The sequence below is a fragment of the Belnapia sp. F-4-1 genome (genome assembly GCF_000802185.1).
In the GTDB taxonomy this organism is placed as follows: domain Bacteria; phylum Pseudomonadota; class Alphaproteobacteria; order Acetobacterales; family Acetobacteraceae; genus Belnapia.
Map to the genome: position 1 here is coordinate 1,929,098 of NZ_KN676113.1, position 15,393 is coordinate 1,944,490.

Genomic DNA, 15,393 nt, shown 5'->3' on the forward strand with positions numbered 1-15,393 from the left:
TTAGCGGTAGACGAAGGCGGCGTCGTTCAGGTCGATGGCGGCGAAGGCGTCCTTCTCCGACCAGTAGTCCTGGGTGTGCTGCCATTCCGGCTTGTCGCCCCGCTTCGGCAGCAGGTGCATCCCGCGCATCAGGTAGCCCGGGTTGAAGTTCTCCGGGTCGATCCAGGGGAGGATGGGCATGTCGCGGTCCTCGGGCCGCAGCGCCACCTCGACGCGCTTTGCCCCCTTCGCCTCCATGTATTTCAGCAGCCGGCACACGAAGTCGCCGACGAGGTCGGCCCGCAGCGTCCAGCTCGCGCGGAAATAGCCGAAGACCCAGGCCATGTTGGGGACGCCGGTGAACATCATCCCGCGATAGGTGACAGTCTCGTGGAAGGCGAGCGGCTTGCCGTCGATCTCGAAGGCGATGTCGCCCAGCACGTTCAGGTGGAAGCCGGTGGCGGCGACGATGATGTCCGCCTCCAGGTGTTGGCCGGACTTCAGCTGGATGCCCGCCTCGTCGAAATGCTCGATCTCGTCGGTGACGACCGAGGCATCGCCGCGCGCCACCGCCTGGAACAGGTCGGCATCGGGCACGAAGGCGATGCGCTGCCGCCAGGGCCGGTAGTTCGGGGTGAAATGCGTATCCAGGTCATAGTCCGGCCCGAGGATGGAGCGCAGATTGGCCAGCATCTCCGCCTTCACCTTCTCCGGCTCGTTGAAGCAGCGCTCGGTGAAGACCGTCTGCTCCAAGAGGATCTTGCGGCGGACGATCTCGTGGATCCAGGTCTCGTCCACCTGCAGCTTGCGCAGCTCCTCCGCCAGCTCGATGGCGTTGCGCCCGGTGCGGAAATAGGTGGGCGTGCGCTGCAGCATCGTCACATGGGCGGCTTTGCCCGCCATGGCCGGCACGATGGTCGCCGCCGAGGCGCCGGAGCCGATGACGACGACGCGCTTGCCGGCATAGTCGAGGTCTTCCGGCCAGTTCTCGGAATGGACGAGCTGGCCGCGGAAGCGCTCCTTGCCTGCCCAGTCCGGCATGTAGCCGTCGTTGTGTCGGTAGTAGCCCTGGCACATCCAGAGGAAGCCGGCGGTGATCCGGACCGCCTCGCCGGTGTCGCCCCGCGTCGCCTCGATGGTCCAGAGGTTATCGGCGCTCGACCAGCGGGCGGAATGGATGCGGTGGTTGTAGCGGATGTGGCGGTCGAGGCCGTTCTCCTCGATCACCTCGCCCATGTACTTGCGGATCTCGTCCGCGGTGGCGATGGGCGTGCCGGTCCAGGGCTTGAAGCGGTAGCCGAAGGTATGGAGGTCGCTGTCGGAGCGGATGCCGGGATACTTGTGCGTCCACCAGGTGCCGCCGAAGGTCTCGGCCGCTTCCAGCACGGCGAAGCTGGTGCCCGGGCATTGCGTCTTCAGGTGATAGGCGCCGCCGACGCCTGAGATGCCGGCGCCGACGATCAGCACATCGACATGCTCCGCCTGCTGGGGGGAGGGCCTTTCGAGGGTCGCGGCTTCGGACATCGTCCCTGTGATCCTTGGCTGGGGCGCCGTCTGGCGGGCGCCTGATATACCGATAATGATAGCCGCCTACCGGTTGAGCAAGCAGGATCGCCCGTGCCTGCCTCACCGGAAGGCGAGGATCAGCCCATGTGCCGCGCTGGGCGGCACGGCCAGGCCGAACCGCCCCTCCATCGCCCCCGTTCCGGCGGCGCAGCGCACGGCGGCGGAGGGGTTGGCGACCCGCACCGCCAGCGTCACCGGCCCTTCCGCCGGCAGGCCGCTGAGGTCGAGGCCGGGATAGCGCCCGGCGAGATGCAGCCCGGTGAGGAAGACCAGTGGCGCCGCCCCGGTTTCCACCCGCATTGCCCCGTCCGCCTCCGTCTCCGGCGCGCGGTCCAGCACCCGGCCCATCGCCTCGGCCGCAGCGAGGGGGTCGGCCGCCAGCACCTCGATCCCGGCCAGCGCCTCGGCGGTGTTCGGGTGCTCCATCAGCCCGGGGATCCAGGTGGCCTCCGGCGTCAGGTGCTCGCAGGCGAAGAGGTTGAGGCCGGGCGCCGGGGCCTCGGCCACATGGAAGGTGCGGAAGCGCGCCTGCGCCGCCCCGCCATCCGTCATGGTGACAGGCCGGCCGAAGCGCTGCACCGGCAGGGTGGTAGTGCCGCGCGCTGCCAGCTCGGCGGCGCCCGCTTCGGCATCCTGGGCGCGCAGCGCGATGGCGGAGATGCCCTCGCGCTCCGCCAGCACCTCGCGCCAGCGGGTGTTGCGCTCGGTCGGCGCCAGTACGCCGAGCAGCTCCACATAGTCGGTCCGCAGCATGATGCAGTGGTTGCCGGTGCCCATCTCCGGCGAATGCGTCCCCCGCGGCGCCAGGGTGAAGCCGAGCCGGGCGAAGCCGGCCGCCGCGGCGTCCAGGTTCCGCACCAGCACCACGGCATGGTCGATCCCGCCCAGATGCGTCAGCATGATCCCAATTTCCTCAGCCCCAAGGATGCCATGTCGCACGCCATCGAAACCCGCGTCACCCGCCTGCTCGGCATCCGCTACCCGGTCGTCCAGGGCGGGCTGGCGCGCGTGGCCTTCGCGGACCTCGCCGCCGCCGTCTCCAACGCAGGCGGGCTCGGGCAGATCAGCACCGCCGGGCTCGACGGGCCGGAGGCGCTCAGGGCCGAGATCCGCCGCTGCCGCAGCCTGACGGACAAGCCCTTCGCGGTGAACTTTCCGATCGGCCGCAACGACATCACCCCGGGCCTCGAGGCGGCGCTGGAGGAGGGGGTGCGGATCATCGCGCTGACCGCCGGAAACCCGGCCCCCTTCATCCGCCGCTGCGAGCAGGTGGGGGCGAAGACCCTGGTGCTGACCGCGGGGCCCGAGCTGGCGCGAAAGGCCGAGGCCGCCGGCGCCGACATGGTGGCGACCGTGGGCTATGAGGGCGGCGGCCATATCGGCCGCTCCGACGAGACGACCATGGTGATGGTCCCGCGCACCGTGGCGGCGGTGAAGATCCCGGTGCTCGCCTCGGGCGGCATCGCCACCGGCGCCGGGCTGCTGGCCGCGCTCGCCCTCGGCGCGGAGGGGGTGGAGATGGGCACCCGCTTCGTCGCCAGCGCCGAGGCCATCGCCCATGACAATTACAAGAATGCCCTGGCGGCTGCGGCGCCGGGCGACACCATGCTCATCAAGCGGACGCTCGGCATGCCCGGCCGCGTGCTGCGCAGCCCGCATGCCGAGGCGATCGTCGCCGCCGAGGCTGCCGGCGCCCCGAAGGAGGAGTTGATCGCCATGATTGCCGGCGCCGCCAATGCCCGCGGCACCGATGGCGGCGACCTGGCGGACAGCTATGTTTGGGCCGGGCAATGCGTCGGGCTGATCGAGGGGGTGGAGCCGGCCGGCGCCATCATCGCCCGCATGGCCGAGGAGGCATCGGCCGGCCTCGCGCGCCTGCGCGGGATGATGGGATGAGCGACGACCCCGCGCGGCTCTCCGCCACCGCGCTGGCCGGCCGCTTCGCGCAAGGGCGGTTGTCGCCTGCCGAGGCGCTGGAGGTGGTGCTGGCGCGCATCGAGCGGCTGAACCCGCGCCTCAACGCCATCATCGCCCTCGACGAGGCCGGCGCCCGCGCCGCCGCCGCGGCGAGCACCGCCCGCTGGCGTGCCGGCCTGCCGCTCTCGCCGCTCGATGGCGTGCCCTTCACGGTGAAGGACAACATCGCCATGGCCGGCCTGCCCTGCGCCTGGGGCAGCCCGCTCTTCGCCGGCCAGGTGCCGGAGCGGGACGAACTGCCGGTCGCCCGGCTGCGTGCCGCCGGGCTGGTGCCGCTCGGCAAGACCAACGTCCCGGAATTCACCCTCCAGGGCTACACCAGCAACCCGGTCTTCGGCCCGACCCGCAACCCCTGGAACACGGCGCTGACGCCGGGCGGCTCCTCCGGCGGGGCGGCGGCGGCGGTCGCGGCCGGGCTCGGCCCGCTGGCGCTCGGCACGGATGGCGGCGGCTCGATCCGCCGCCCGGCCTCGCATGCCGGGCTGGTCGGGCTGAAGCCGACGCCGGGGCGGGTGCCGCGCTGCGACGGCCTGCCCGCCATCCTGCTCGACCTCGAGCAGGTCGGCCCCATCGCCCGCACCAGCGCGGACCTGATCGCTCTGCTCGCGCTGCTCGCCCCGCCCGATGCGCGGGACCCGCTGAGCCGTGCTGCGCCGCCCTTCGCCGTGCCCGCGACGCCGGGGCGGCAGCGCATCCTTTTCGTCCCGCGCTTCGGCGCCAACCCGGTCGATCCCGAGATCGCTGCCAGCACGGCGGCCGCGGCGGCCCGGCTGGCGGCGCTCGGCCACCATGTCGAGGAGGGCACGCCGCCCTTCGAGACGGAGCTGCTGGCCGCGCTGTTCAACCCCATCGGCCAGGCCGGCCTCGCCTGGCTGCTGGCTTCGCGCGGCGGCGAGGCGAGCGCGCCCATGCTGCGGGAGATGGCCGCGGCCGGCCGGGCGCTGCCCGCCACCGCGCTCTTCGCTGCGCTCGACGGCATCGCGGCTCTCCGCCGCCGGATGGCGGGATTCTTCACCGCCTATGACCTGATCCTGACGCCGGCCGCCGCCGCCCTGCCCTGGCCGGCCGAGGAGGTCGCGCCGCCCGTCATCGACGGCCAGGCGGTCGGGCCGCGCGGCCATGCGGTCTTCACCAATTTCGCCAACCTGGCCGGGCTGCCGGGCCTCGCCCTGCCGGGCCGCCCCTCCGCCACCGGCCTGCCGATCGGCTTCCAGCTCGTCGGGCCGCCCGGCGCAGACGGGCTGCTCTGCGCCCTGGCGCGGGAATGGGAGGCGGCGGAGCCCTGGGCGCTCTGGCAGGAGCGGGGTTAGGGCGCGGCGGGCAGCAGCACCACCGTCACGCTTCGCTCCTCCGGCACGGCGCCGCGGGCGAAGGCGGCCCGGCGCGCTTCGGCACGGATGCGGTCGCGCTCCACCCCGAGCTTCGCCAGCGCCTCGGCCACCGCCCCGGCGCGCTTGGCGGCGAGCTGCACTCCGGCCTGTGCGCCGCCTTCCTGCGGCGCGGCATGGCCGAGCACGCAAAGCATCCGCTCCGGCTCGCGCTTTGCCCGTTCGGCGGCGGCGGCCAGGTTGGTGCGCGCATCCTCCCGCGGCTGGGCGGCGCCACGGGCGAAGGGGATGGCGAAGGCGTCGTCCTCCAGCTGCTCGGCGCCGATGCAGGAGAAGGGGCGGGGCTGCGCCAAGGCCGCCTTGGACAGGACGAGGCCGGGCAGCAGCAGGGCAGCGGCGATCAGCGGAAGCATCATGCGGCCGCCAGCAGCCCCGCATCCCGCAGCCGCGCCAGCAACGCCGCCGCATCGACGCCGGGATGGGCGGCGCGCAGCTCGGCCTCCGCCACGTCCGGCCGGGCGAGCAGCCAGCCGGCCGCCTCCACCTCGGCACCGGCGAGCGGCAGCACGCCGCCGGCGGTCTTCAGCACCCAGTCCGCCCCGCGCCGCACCGGCTTCGCCCCCGGGGCCAGCACGCGGAAGGCGGGCGCCTCCGCCTCGATGCCCGGAGGCTCGCTGGCCGGGGCGATGCCGCGGGCAGCCAGCAGGTCGTTCCCGCCGCGATGGAAGCGGTAGTCCGCGACGAAGCGCTCGAGCACCTCCATCACCTTCGGCTCCCGGCAAAGCTCGGCCAGGCGCTGTCCGAGCGCGCCGGCCCGGCTGGTGAGGGCGAATTTGGCCGCGGCAGAACCGTCCTGCCGTGGCAGGGGCTTGCGGAATTCGGGGTCGTAGAGCGCCCGCTCGACCAGGATGTTGAGCAGGTCCATCCCGAGCGGCGCATGCACGCCATAGGCGATATGGACGGAGGCCGGCGCCTCGGCCAGCGCGTCGTGGTACCAGCCGCGCGGCAGGTAGAGCAGGTCACCCGGACGGAGCAGAACCTTCTCCCGCAGCCGGCCCTTCTGCTGCTCGTGCTGCGCCTGGGGCATGGCACGGAAGACCGGGTGGGCGATCGGCCATTCGGCGCGGCCCTCCCACAGGTTCCAGGTCTTCTCGCCCTCGACCTGCACCGCCCAGACCTCATGCGTGTCGAAATGCGCGGGGAAAGCCTTGTGGCTCTGCCAGGAGATGTAGACATTCGCCTGCGCCTTGCCGAGCCCGGCACCCTCCAGCGCGGCGGAGACGGCGGCGAGGCCGGGGGTCAGGCTGTCCACGTCGTTCATGACGATGCTGGCACCGCGCTGCACCCAGTCCCGCACCTTGGGCGCCTCGGGCTGCATCACCTGGGCATTGTCCCGGCTGGTGGCGCGGCCGCAATACTGCTCGGGCGGCACCGGCGTGCCGTCCATGACGAGCTGGAGCGAATGGCCCGACCAGACATGGGTCATGTCCAGCAGCCGGTTGATCTGCCGCCAGGACAGGACATGGGCAAATTTCGCCGCCCCGCCCTGCACATGCAGCGGCTTGCGGTCGTAATATTCGGCGAAGAACCGCTCGGGCGTGACCGGGGCGAGCAGCTCGGCAAGGGTCATGGTCATGATGCCTGCGGTGTAGCAGATAGCGTGCCGAAGCGGGACCGTTCCGTGAGGCTTGCCGCAGGCGGCGGAAGCCGCGAAGAGAAGGGCGGCCGAACCACGGGGGGATACGACGGATGACCGAGCCGGCCCGGCTTGAACTGTTCCGCCTGGCGGAGGAGGCGCTGCGGCGCCAGGCCCCCGCCCTGCCCGCGGAGGCGGCCCACCTGCTCCGCGCCCTCCATGCCGAGGTGCCAACGGCCGAGCTGGCCGCGCCGGAGGCCGTGGCCGCCGCCGCCGCCAGCCTCTTCGCCCTGGCGCAGGACCGGCCGCCGGGGGCCGCCCGCATCCGCCTCATCCCGCCCGCCGCCGGGCAGGGGCCGCATGCGGTGGCGGAGATTGTCACCGACGACATGCCCTTCCTGGTGGACAGCGCCCTCGGTGCGCTCGCCCGGCAGGGGCGCGTGGTGCGCCAGCTCCTCCACCCCGTGGTGCCGGTGCGGCGCGACGCGGCCGGGTGTCTGCTCTCCCTCGGCGGCGAGGGTGCCCCCGAGAGCATGATGCGCATCACCCTCGGCGCCGCGCCCACCGCGCTGCTGCCGGGCCAGCCCGCCGTAGCGCCCGACGACTGGGGCGGGCTCGAGGCCGCGCTGACCGGGGCGATGGCCGACACCCGCCGCGCCGTGGAGGATTTCCCCGCCATGGTCGCCCTGCTGCGCCAGGCGGCGGCGGAGGTGGCGCCCCGCGCCGAGCCGGGCGCCATCGGCTTCCTCCGCTGGCTGGGCGAGGACAATTACGTCCTGCTCGGCCATCGCCGCCTCGACCTGACGCCCGAGGGCGCGCTGCGCCCGGTGGAGGCCGAGAATCTCGGCCTGCTGCGCGACCCGGCGCTGCCCGTCTTCGACGTGCTGCGCGGCGAGGGCGCCCTGCCGCCCGCGCTCCGCGCCGCGCTGACCGACAGCGCCGCCGTCACCATCGCCAAGGCTAACATGCGGAGCACCGTCCACCGCCCGCAGCATGCCGATGTCATCGTCACCGACACGCTCGGCACCGACGGGCAGGTGATTGGCCTCCGCCTCTTCCTCGGCCTCTTCGCCGCCTCGGCCTACAACCGCAACCCGCGCAGCATCCCGCTGCTGGCGGAGAAGGTGGACCGCATCCTCGCCGCCGCCGGCTACGACCCGGAGGCGCATGACGGCCGCGCGCTGCGCAACATCCTCGACACCTGGCCGCGCGACGAGCTGTTCCAGGCGCCGGAGGCGCAGATCCTCGCCGCCGCCCGCCGCGCGCTCGACCTGCAGATCCGCCCGCGCCCGGCGCTGGTGCTGCGGCGCGACCCCTTCGGCCGCTTCGTCTCGGCCATCGCCTGGCTGCCGCGCGACACCTTCGACACCCGGCTGCGCGAGCGCGTGGGCGCCATGCTGGCGCGGGCCTGCGGCGGCCGGCTGAGCGCCTGGTACATCGCGCTCGGCGATTCGCCGCTGGCGCGCATCCACTACATCATCGGCACCGACCCGGCGCATCCGGCCGAGCTCGACGAGGCGGCGCTGGAAGCGGCCGTCGCCCAGGCGGCGCGCGGCTTCGCCGACCGGCTCACCGAGGCGCTTGCCGCCGAACGGGGCGAGGCCGCCGCCGCGGCGCTGCTGGCCCGCTGGCAGGAGGCCTTCCCGCCCGGCTACCGCGAAACGGCGACCGGCGCCGAGGGCGCGGCCGACCTCGCGCTCGCCGAGCGGGCGCTCGCCGAGGGCCGCCCCGCTGCCGCGCTGGCCCGGCCGCCCGGCGCCGCCGGCCTCGTGCTGCGCCTTGCCAATCCGGGCCGCGCGCTGCCGCTGGCCGATGCGCTGCCGCTCTTCGAGAGCCTCGACCTCCGCGCCATCGAGGAAGTGCCGCACCGCCTCAGCCCTACGGGCGGCGGCGAGGTGGTGCTGCACGTCTTCACCCTGGAGCCCGGCGCCGCCGCCGAGCCGGCGCGCTTCCCCGCCCTGCTGGAGGCGCTGGCCGCCCTGCTCGACGGCCGCGCGGAGGCGGATGGCTTCAACCGCCTCGTGCTGCGCGCCGGGCTCGGCTGGCGCGAGTGCTGGCTGCTGCGCGCGCTCTATCGCTGGCTGAAGCAGGTCGGCTTTGCCTTCGCCCAGGGCAGCGTGGAGGCGACGCTCGCCGCCCATCCCGCCGCCGCGCGGCTGCTGCTCGACCTCTTCCACGCCCGATTCGATCCGGACCGGCCGCGCGGCGCGGAGCCGGCGCTGGATGCCGCTTGGCGCGCCCTGCTCGACACCGTGGAGAATCCGGACGAGGACCGCATCCTCTCCCGCCTGCACCAAGTGCTCGGCGCGGTGCTCCGGACCAATTACTTCCAGAGCAAGGACTACCTCTCGCTGAAGATCGACAGCGCCGCGGCAGGCGAGATGCCGGCGCCGCGGCCCTGGCGCGAGGTCTTCGTCCATTCGCCGCGGATGGAAGGCGTGCATCTCCGCGCCGGGCCGGTGGCGCGGGGCGGCATCCGCTGGTCCGACCGGCGGGAGGATTTCCGCACCGAGATCCTCGGGCTGATGAAGGCGCAGCGCGTGAAGAACGTCGTCATCGTGCCGACCGGGGCAAAGGGCGGCTTCGTCCTCAAGAACATCCCCACGGAGCGCGAGGCCTTTCAGGCCGAGGGCGTCGCCTGCTACCGGCTGCTGGTCCGCGGGTTGCTCGACATCACCGACAACCTTTCGCCGGATGGCGTGGTGCCGCCCCCACGCGTCGTCCGGCGCGACGGCGACGACCCCTACATGGTCGTCGCCGCCGACAAGGGCACGGCGAGCTTCTCCGACATCGCCAACGGCCTTTCCGCCGAATACGGCTTCTGGCTGGGCGATGCCTTCGCCAGCGGCGGCTCGGCCGGCTACGACCACAAGGGCATGGGCATCACCGCGCGCGGCGCCTGGGTGATGGTGGCGCGGCATTTCGCCGAGCTCGGCCACGACATCTTCTCGGAGGACTTCACCTGCGCCGGCGTCGGCGACATGTCGGGCGACGTCTTCGGCAACGGGCTGCTGATCTCGCCCCACACGAAGCTGGTGGCGGCCTTCGACCACCGCCACATCTTCCTCGACCCGGAGCCCGACCCGGCCGCCTCCCTCGCCGAGCGCCAGCGCCTCTTCGCCCTACCGCGCTCCTCCTGGACGGATTACGACACGACGAAGATTTCCGCAGGTGGCGGCGTCTTCCCGCGCAACCTGAAGACCATCCCGCTCTCGCCGCAGGTGCGCGCGCTGCTTGGCCTCGATGTCGAGCGGATCGAGCCGGCGGCGCTGATGCAGGCCATCCTCCGCGCGCCGGTGGACCTGCTCTATTTCGGCGGCATCGGGACCTATGTGAAGGCGGGCAGCGAGAGCCAGGCCGAGGCCGGCGACCGCGCCAATGACGCGCTGCGCGTCAACGGCCACGAGGTCCGCGCCCGCGTGGTGGGCGAGGGCGCCAACCTCGCCGTAACGCAGGCCGGACGCGTCGAGATCGCCCGCGCGGGCGGACGCATCAATACCGACGCGCTCGACAACTCCGCCGGCGTCTCTACCAGCGACCACGAGGTGAACATCAAGATCCTGCTCGCCGATGCGGAATCCTCCGGCGCGCTGACCCGCACCCAGCGCGACGCGCTGCTCGCCGGGATGACGGACGAGGTGGCGGAGCTGGTGCTGCGCGACAATGCGCAGCAGGCCCTCGCCGTCTCGCTCGAGGAGCGCGCCGGGGTGGACGCGCTGCCGGCCCAGGCCGCGCTGATGCAGCGGCTGGAGGCGGCGGGCGTGCTTGACCGCAGCGTCGCCGGCCTGCCCGATGCCGCCACCATGACGAGCCGCATCGCTGCCGGCGAAGCGCTCACCCGCCCCGCCATCGCCGCACTGCTGCCGCTCGCCAAGCTGTGGCTCACCGAGGCGATCGAGGAGAGCGACCTGCCGGACGACCCGGTCTTCGCCCCGTTGCTGCTCGCCTATTTCCCGCATCCCTTGCAGGCGCGCTTCCCGGGGATGATCGCCCGCCACCGGCTGCGGCGGGAACTGGTGGCGACCGCCATCGCCAATGAGGTGGCGAACCGCCTCGGCTGCGCCGCCCTCGGCCGGCTGGCGGCGGCGGCCGACCCGGTGACGGTCGCCCGCGCCGCCTGGCTGGCCGGCGAGGTCTTCGCCCTGCCCGGCGCTGCCGATGCGGCCGATGCCTGCGCCGCCCCGGCCCCCGCCCGGCTCGACCTGCTGCTGGCGCTGCGCCGCTTGCAGGAGGAGGCCGCGCTCGCCCTGCTCGATGCGCCCCGGCCGCTGGAGCTGGCGCTGGCCGCGCTGCGCCCCGGCGTCGAGGCCCTGGTCGCCGGCGCCGAGCCCGGCCCCGAGGCCGCCGCCTGGCGCGAGGCCGGGCTGCCGGAGGCCGCCGTGGCGCTGGCCTCCGCCGCCGGGCGGCTGGCCGCCGCGCCGGTCATCCTGCAACTGGCCGGCGCCACCGGTGCCGCGCCCGAGGAGGCCGCCGCCGCCTGGTCCGCCATCGGCGCCGATTACGGGATCGAGGCGCTGCGCCAAGCGGCCCAGGCCGCGCCTGCGCCCGGCGCCTTCGGTCCGCGTGCCCGGGCGGCGCTGCTGGCCGATCTCGGCGCCGTCCAGGCGAGGCTTGCCGCCGCGCGCCTCGGCGGCGCCGCGCCGCGGGCCGAGCCGCCGCTCGCGCTCGCCCGCGAGGCGGCGATGGCCGGCGACCTGGCGGCGATCGGCGTCGCGGTGCGGGTGCTGGCGGCGGTGGCGTGAGTCCCATTCTGCCGGACCTGCTCCGCCCCGGCCTCCGCCTGGTGATCTGCGGCAGCGCGGCGGGCACCGTCTCCGCCGCGCGCGGCGCTTACTACGCCGGGCCTGGCAACAAATTCTGGGACATCCTGCACCGCTCCGGCCTGACGCCGCGGCGCTTCCGGCCGGAGGAATACCCCCTGCTGCTCGATCTCGGCATCGGCCTCACCGATCTCTGCAAGACCGCTTTCGGCCCCGATGCCTCACTGCCGCGCGACGGCTACGACCTGCCCGGCCTCCGCGCCCGCCTCGCTGCCGCAGCGCCGCGCCTGCTCGCCTTCAACGGCAAGGCGGCGGCCGCCTGCTGGCTCGGCCTCCGCGCCCCGCGCTTCGGCTGGTGGGAGGGGGGGCCGCCGGTGATGGTGCTGCCCTCCACCTCCGGCCTCGCCTGCCGGAGCTGGCAGGAGGCGCCCTGGCTCGACCTCGCCCGGCGCGCGGCATGACGCGGCAGGCCTGGGCCTGGGCCCTCTACGACTGGGCGAACAGCGCCTTCCCCACCGTCGTCTCCACCTTCGTCATCGCCGCCTACTTTACCAAGGGCATCGCCCCGGACCCGGCGACCGGCCAGGCGCAATGGGGCTGGATGCAAACCGTGGCGGGCCTCGCCATCGCCCTGCTCTCGCCCGCCCTCGGCGCCGTCGCCGATGCGGGCGGCAGGCGGCGGCTGATGCTCGGCCTTTGCACCGGGGTGATGGTGGTGGCGACGGCCGGCATCTGGTTCGCCGAGCCGCGGCCGGAGGATGCGCTCTGGGCGCTCGTCTGCGTCGGCCTCGCCACCGTGGCCTTCGAACTCGGCAACGTCTTCTACAACTCCCTCCTGCCGGAGGTGGCGGCGCCGGCGCAGATCGGCCGCCTCTCCGGCCTCGCCTGGGGCCTTGGCTATGCCGGCGGCCTTGCCTGCCTCGTCATCGCGCTTTTCGTGCTGGTGCAGCCGAAGCCGCCCCTCCTCGGCCTCGATGCGGCCAGCGCCGAGCCGGTGCGGGCGACGGCGCTGCTGACCGCCGCCTGGGTTGCCGCCTTCGCCTGGCCCGTCCTCGCCCTGCTGCCCGGCCACCATGGGCCGAAGCCCGGATGGCGGGCGGCAGCCCGCGGCGGCATGGCGGAGATCGCACGCCTGCTGCGCGGCCTGCCGCGCAATCCGGTGATGGCCCGCTTCCTCGTCGCCCGGCTGTTCTACACCGATGGGCTGAACACCCTCTTCGCCTTCGGTGCCATCTACGCCGCCGGCGTCTTCGGCATGGGCTTCGAGGAGATCCTGGTCTTCGGCATCGCGCTGAACCTGACGGCCGGGCTCGGCGCCGCCGGCTTCGGCCTCATCGAGGACCGCATGGGCTCGAAGCGCACGGTGATGGTGGCGCTCGGCGCGCTGGTGCTGCTCTCGGCCGGGCTGCTGGTGGTGGAGGGCAAGCCGGCATTCTGGGCGCTGGCGCTCACCCTCGGCCTCTTCATCGGCCCGGCCCAGGCAGCCAGCCGGACGCTGATGGCCCGCCTCGCGCCGCCGGAGGAGGTGGCGGCGCATTTCGGCCTCTTCGCCCTCAGCGGGCGCGTCACCGGCTTCCTCGGCCCCGCGGCGCTCGCGGCCGTCACCGCGGCGACCGGCAGCCAGCGGGCGGGGATGGCGACCGTGGTGGCGTTCCTCGCCCTCGGCGCCGTCATCCTCGCCGGCGTCAGGCCCTATGCGGCGACAGAGAGATAGGCCGGCATCGTCTGCATGTTGTCCACCACCCGGATGACGCCGTGCACGTTCTCCGCCAGCACCCGTAGCGCCCGCCGCACCGCCTCGTTGCGGACGAAGCCGTGGAAGGTGACGGTGCCGCCCTCCACCTCGACCATGGTGCCGAAGCTGTCCGCCCAGGGCTGCTTGCGCATCGCCGCCAGTACCGCCGTGCGGATGCGCCCGTCCGAGAGCCCGTGCGCCGGCTCCGGCGGCGCCACCAGCGCCCGCAGCAGGTCCGCCCGGCTGACGATGCCACGCAGCCGCCCGTCCTCCACCACCAGCACGCGGCGGATGCCGAGCTCCTCCAGCAGATGCGCCACATGCGCGGCGGTCGTGCCGGGCGTGACGGTCACCAGGCGCTCCGTCATCACATCCGCGGCGGTCAGCCCATGGGTGCGGGCATAGCGCTCCGCCTCATGGATCGGATTGGCCAAGAGCTGACGCAGCCAGCCGGCCGGGCGGTCCTCGGTGCCGGCCAGGCGGCGGATCAGGTCGGCCTCGGTCACGATGCCGCGCAGGGTGCCGGCGCCGTCCAGCACCGGCACGGCCGAGATGCCCCGCTCGCCCAGCAGCCGGGCGATGGCGGCCACCGGCGTCTCCGGCGGCACGGTGACGACATCGACGCTCATCAGGTCGCGGGCGGTCAGGGTGGTCATCGGGGTTCTCCTTCGCCGATGCCCATAGCCTGCGCCGCCGAGCGCCGTGCCGCATTGATCCCGCGCAACAAGCCTGGCCTCCGTCGTCGTCCGCACCCCTGCCTGGCGATGCTGGTTGGCCTGCGGGAGCGGCGATGGCGCCGCAATTCGTGTAATTTAGTTAAGTTATTTTTCATCTAAAGCCTGCGCAGCCCGCCGGATTGGAACGGCGGCAGCCGCGGGCTCCAGGGTTCCCCGGCCGAAAAGCAGGGGGGAACAGGCCGGGTGCTGATCTCGGATGCGGGGCCGCGCGCCCATCGCCGCCAATTCGTCATCTCCAGGCAGCCCTTCCTGCCGGACGAGGATTGGACCTCGACGGCCATCTCCAATGAATTCCACCTGTCCTACCAGCGGGACCTGCCCGTGCAGGTCCTGGAGCAGGGTGGCCGGGGCTTGATGCTGCTCGGCTCTGCGGTCGCCCTGGCGCTCGAGGCGGGACCGGACGACCTGGCAGGGCGCTTCGCCCGGATCGAATGGCCCTATCTTTATCCGGATCCGAGCGCGCTACTGCCCATCCATTACGGCGAGACGTCTGACGGGCCGCTCGTCACCTCGAGCCCGAGCCTTGCCGCCCAGCTCGGCGGCGGCGGCGTCACCCCCCGCGAGATCGCCTGGGCGGGGCTGAACTGGACCCCGCCTCCTGCCACTGCGGTCGCGGGCATCGCCCGGCTGATGCGGGACCAGCGCCTCGCCATCCCCACCGCGACGGCGGAGCGCGTGGACCGCCCGATCCGTCCAGCCGCCTCGGTCACGGCCGCCCGGGACGGCATGGCCGCGGATCTGACGACGCTCGCCGGCACGCTCAAGGACGGCACCGGCACCACCTACCTGGCCCTGACCGCGGGGCTCGATTCCCGCACCCTCCTCGCCAGCCTGCTCGCCGCCGGCACGCGCTTCGAATGCGTGACGCAGAGCTTCGACGGCGTGAAGCCGGCGGATATCGAGATCGCCGGCCGCATCAGCCGCCACCTCGGCGTCCGGCACCATGTCATCGGCCCCGAGGCCTTCGACGAGGCGCCGCTGCGCCTCTGGCGCGAGCATGGGCTCGAAAGCTACAGCGACGCCGACGATGCGCATCTGATCCCGCAGAACCAGTACCGCTTCCTCGGCGCCGACGACCTGCTGGTCCGTGGCGGATGCTTCGAATTCGGTCGCCGCTTCTACGCCTCGCGCTTCACCGGCCTCGATTTCGGCAATGCGACCGGCATGTCGCTCTGGTCCCGGTTCGAGGCCGTGGCGCCGCATCCGCCGACCGTGGCGGCGCTCGATGCCTGGCTGGACTGGCGCCGCCGCCATGACGATGGCCTCGACCTGGTCGACTCCTTCTACCTCGACCAGCGCGCCGGCGGCTGGCTCTCCGCGGTCGAGCACGGGCTGGACATGCTGCCTGGCCGCTCGCTCCCCGCGGCGAATTGCAGCCGCATCCTGTCGGCCCTGATCACGCCGCCCGAGGCGGACCGGTCGGATGGCCGGTTGCAGCACGACGTCATCCGCCTGCTAGAGCCGGGGCTGCTGCGCTTTCCCGTCAATCCGGTGAGCCTCGGCGACCGGGCGGTCCGCCTGCTGCACCGGACCCGCGCCGGCATCAGGCGGCGCATCAAGCGGGTGCTGCCGGAGGCGATGGTCCGGCGGCTGCGGCGGTAATCCGCAACGCCGCACCGGTGCCGGGGCAGCCAGCCTGCCACCGGTGGGGGCTTCCCCGGAACGGCGCCCGGCC

At 73.5% G+C, this 15,393-nt stretch carries 11 protein-coding genes; 6 read left to right on the forward strand and 5 right to left on the reverse strand.

Annotated elements, in window-relative coordinates; genetic code table 11:
- Together LH62_RS09380 and LH62_RS09385 are read right to left on the reverse strand one after the other, a co-directional pair.
- Complete coding sequence (locus LH62_RS09380) at positions 1-1,503, reverse strand: NAD(P)/FAD-dependent oxidoreductase (RefSeq protein ID WP_043360784.1); 1,503 nt, start codon at positions 1,501-1,503, stop codon at positions 1-3.
- Positions 1,504-1,605: 102 nt separating this feature from the next.
- Complete coding sequence (locus LH62_RS09385) at positions 1,606-2,445, reverse strand: VOC family protein (RefSeq protein ID WP_052214049.1); 840 nt, start codon at positions 2,443-2,445, stop codon at positions 1,606-1,608.
- A 30-nt stretch (positions 2,446-2,475) separates the two neighbouring features.
- Between LH62_RS09385 and LH62_RS09390 the strand changes: the two genes are divergently transcribed.
- Both LH62_RS09390 and LH62_RS09395 read left to right on the forward strand, forming a co-directional pair.
- Positions 2,476-3,441 (forward strand): nitronate monooxygenase family protein, encoded by a 966-nt coding sequence (locus tag LH62_RS09390; protein ID WP_201445456.1) that lies wholly within the window; start codon positions 2,476-2,478, stop codon positions 3,439-3,441.
- On the forward strand, positions 3,438-4,832 hold the full coding sequence (locus LH62_RS09395; RefSeq protein ID WP_043360785.1) for an amidase: 1,395 nt from the start codon (positions 3,438-3,440) through the stop codon (positions 4,830-4,832). The genes LH62_RS09390 and LH62_RS09395 overlap by 4 nt, the downstream gene beginning before the upstream one ends.
- On the opposite strand, the gene LH62_RS09400 is transcribed toward LH62_RS09395, so the two are convergent.
- Positions 4,829-5,266, reverse strand: a complete 438-nt coding sequence (locus tag LH62_RS09400) for an OmpA family protein (protein ID WP_043360787.1) — start codon at positions 5,264-5,266, stop codon at positions 4,829-4,831. The genes LH62_RS09395 and LH62_RS09400 overlap by 4 nt on opposite strands.
- Positions 5,263-6,486 (reverse strand): cupin domain-containing protein, encoded by a 1,224-nt coding sequence (locus tag LH62_RS09405; protein WP_043360788.1) that lies wholly within the window; start codon positions 6,484-6,486, stop codon positions 5,263-5,265. The genes LH62_RS09400 and LH62_RS09405 overlap by 4 nt, the downstream gene beginning before the upstream one ends.
- A gap of 113 nt (positions 6,487-6,599) precedes the next feature.
- Here LH62_RS09405 and LH62_RS09410 point away from each other — a divergent pair, with 113 nt between their 5' ends.
- The 3 genes from LH62_RS09410 to LH62_RS09420 are packed head-to-tail and all read left to right on the forward strand — an operon-like array spanning position 6,600 to position 12,960.
- Positions 6,600-11,228 (forward strand): NAD-glutamate dehydrogenase domain-containing protein, encoded by a 4,629-nt coding sequence (locus tag LH62_RS09410; protein WP_043360789.1) that lies wholly within the window; start codon positions 6,600-6,602, stop codon positions 11,226-11,228.
- Positions 11,225-11,707, forward strand: coding sequence for a mismatch-specific DNA-glycosylase (locus LH62_RS09415; RefSeq protein ID WP_043365457.1), 483 nt, complete (start codon positions 11,225-11,227; stop codon positions 11,705-11,707). The genes LH62_RS09410 and LH62_RS09415 overlap by 4 nt, the downstream gene beginning before the upstream one ends.
- Positions 11,704-12,960 carry an MFS transporter gene (locus LH62_RS09420; RefSeq protein ID WP_144404428.1) on the forward strand — a complete coding sequence of 419 codons (1,257 nt, stop codon included), beginning with the start codon at positions 11,704-11,706 and terminating at the stop codon, positions 12,958-12,960. The genes LH62_RS09415 and LH62_RS09420 overlap by 4 nt, the downstream gene beginning before the upstream one ends.
- Here the strand turns inward: LH62_RS09420 and LH62_RS09425 are convergent.
- Positions 12,939-13,637, reverse strand: a complete 699-nt coding sequence (locus LH62_RS09425; RefSeq protein ID WP_236552515.1) for a CBS domain-containing protein — start codon at positions 13,635-13,637, stop codon at positions 12,939-12,941. The genes LH62_RS09420 and LH62_RS09425 overlap by 22 nt on opposite strands.
- A gap of 264 nt (positions 13,638-13,901) precedes the next feature.
- Here LH62_RS09425 and LH62_RS28220 point away from each other — a divergent pair, with 264 nt between their 5' ends.
- Positions 13,902-15,320: a hypothetical protein gene (locus tag LH62_RS28220; RefSeq protein WP_052214052.1), complete on the forward strand. Its 1,419-nt coding sequence runs from the start codon at positions 13,902-13,904 to the stop codon at positions 15,318-15,320.
- The last annotated feature ends 73 nt before the right edge of the window (positions 15,321-15,393 follow it).

Excerpts from the sequence above, each read along its gene's own strand:
- LH62_RS09400 (WP_043360787.1), bottom strand. The coding sequence starts at position 5,266 with ATGATGCTTCCGCTGATCGCCGCTGCCCTGCTGCTGCCCGGCCTCGTC.
- LH62_RS09420 (WP_144404428.1), top strand. The coding sequence starts at position 11,704 with ATGACGCGGCAGGCCTGGGCCTGGGCCCTCTACGACTGGGCGAACAGC.
- LH62_RS09410 (WP_043360789.1), top strand. The coding sequence starts at position 6,600 with ATGACCGAGCCGGCCCGGCTTGAACTGTTCCGCCTGGCGGAGGAGGCG.
- LH62_RS09425 (WP_236552515.1), bottom strand. The coding sequence starts at position 13,637 with ATGACCACCCTGACCGCCCGCGACCTGATGAGCGTCGATGTCGTCACC.
- LH62_RS09390 (WP_201445456.1), top strand. The coding sequence starts at position 2,476 with ATGTCGCACGCCATCGAAACCCGCGTCACCCGCCTGCTCGGCATCCGC.
- LH62_RS09405 (WP_043360788.1), bottom strand. The coding sequence starts at position 6,486 with ATGACCATGACCCTTGCCGAGCTGCTCGCCCCGGTCACGCCCGAGCGG.
- LH62_RS09395 (WP_043360785.1), top strand. The coding sequence starts at position 3,438 with ATGAGCGACGACCCCGCGCGGCTCTCCGCCACCGCGCTGGCCGGCCGC.
- LH62_RS09385 (WP_052214049.1), bottom strand. The coding sequence starts at position 2,445 with ATGCTGACGCATCTGGGCGGGATCGACCATGCCGTGGTGCTGGTGCGG.
- LH62_RS09380 (WP_043360784.1), bottom strand. The coding sequence starts at position 1,503 with ATGTCCGAAGCCGCGACCCTCGAAAGGCCCTCCCCCCAGCAGGCGGAG.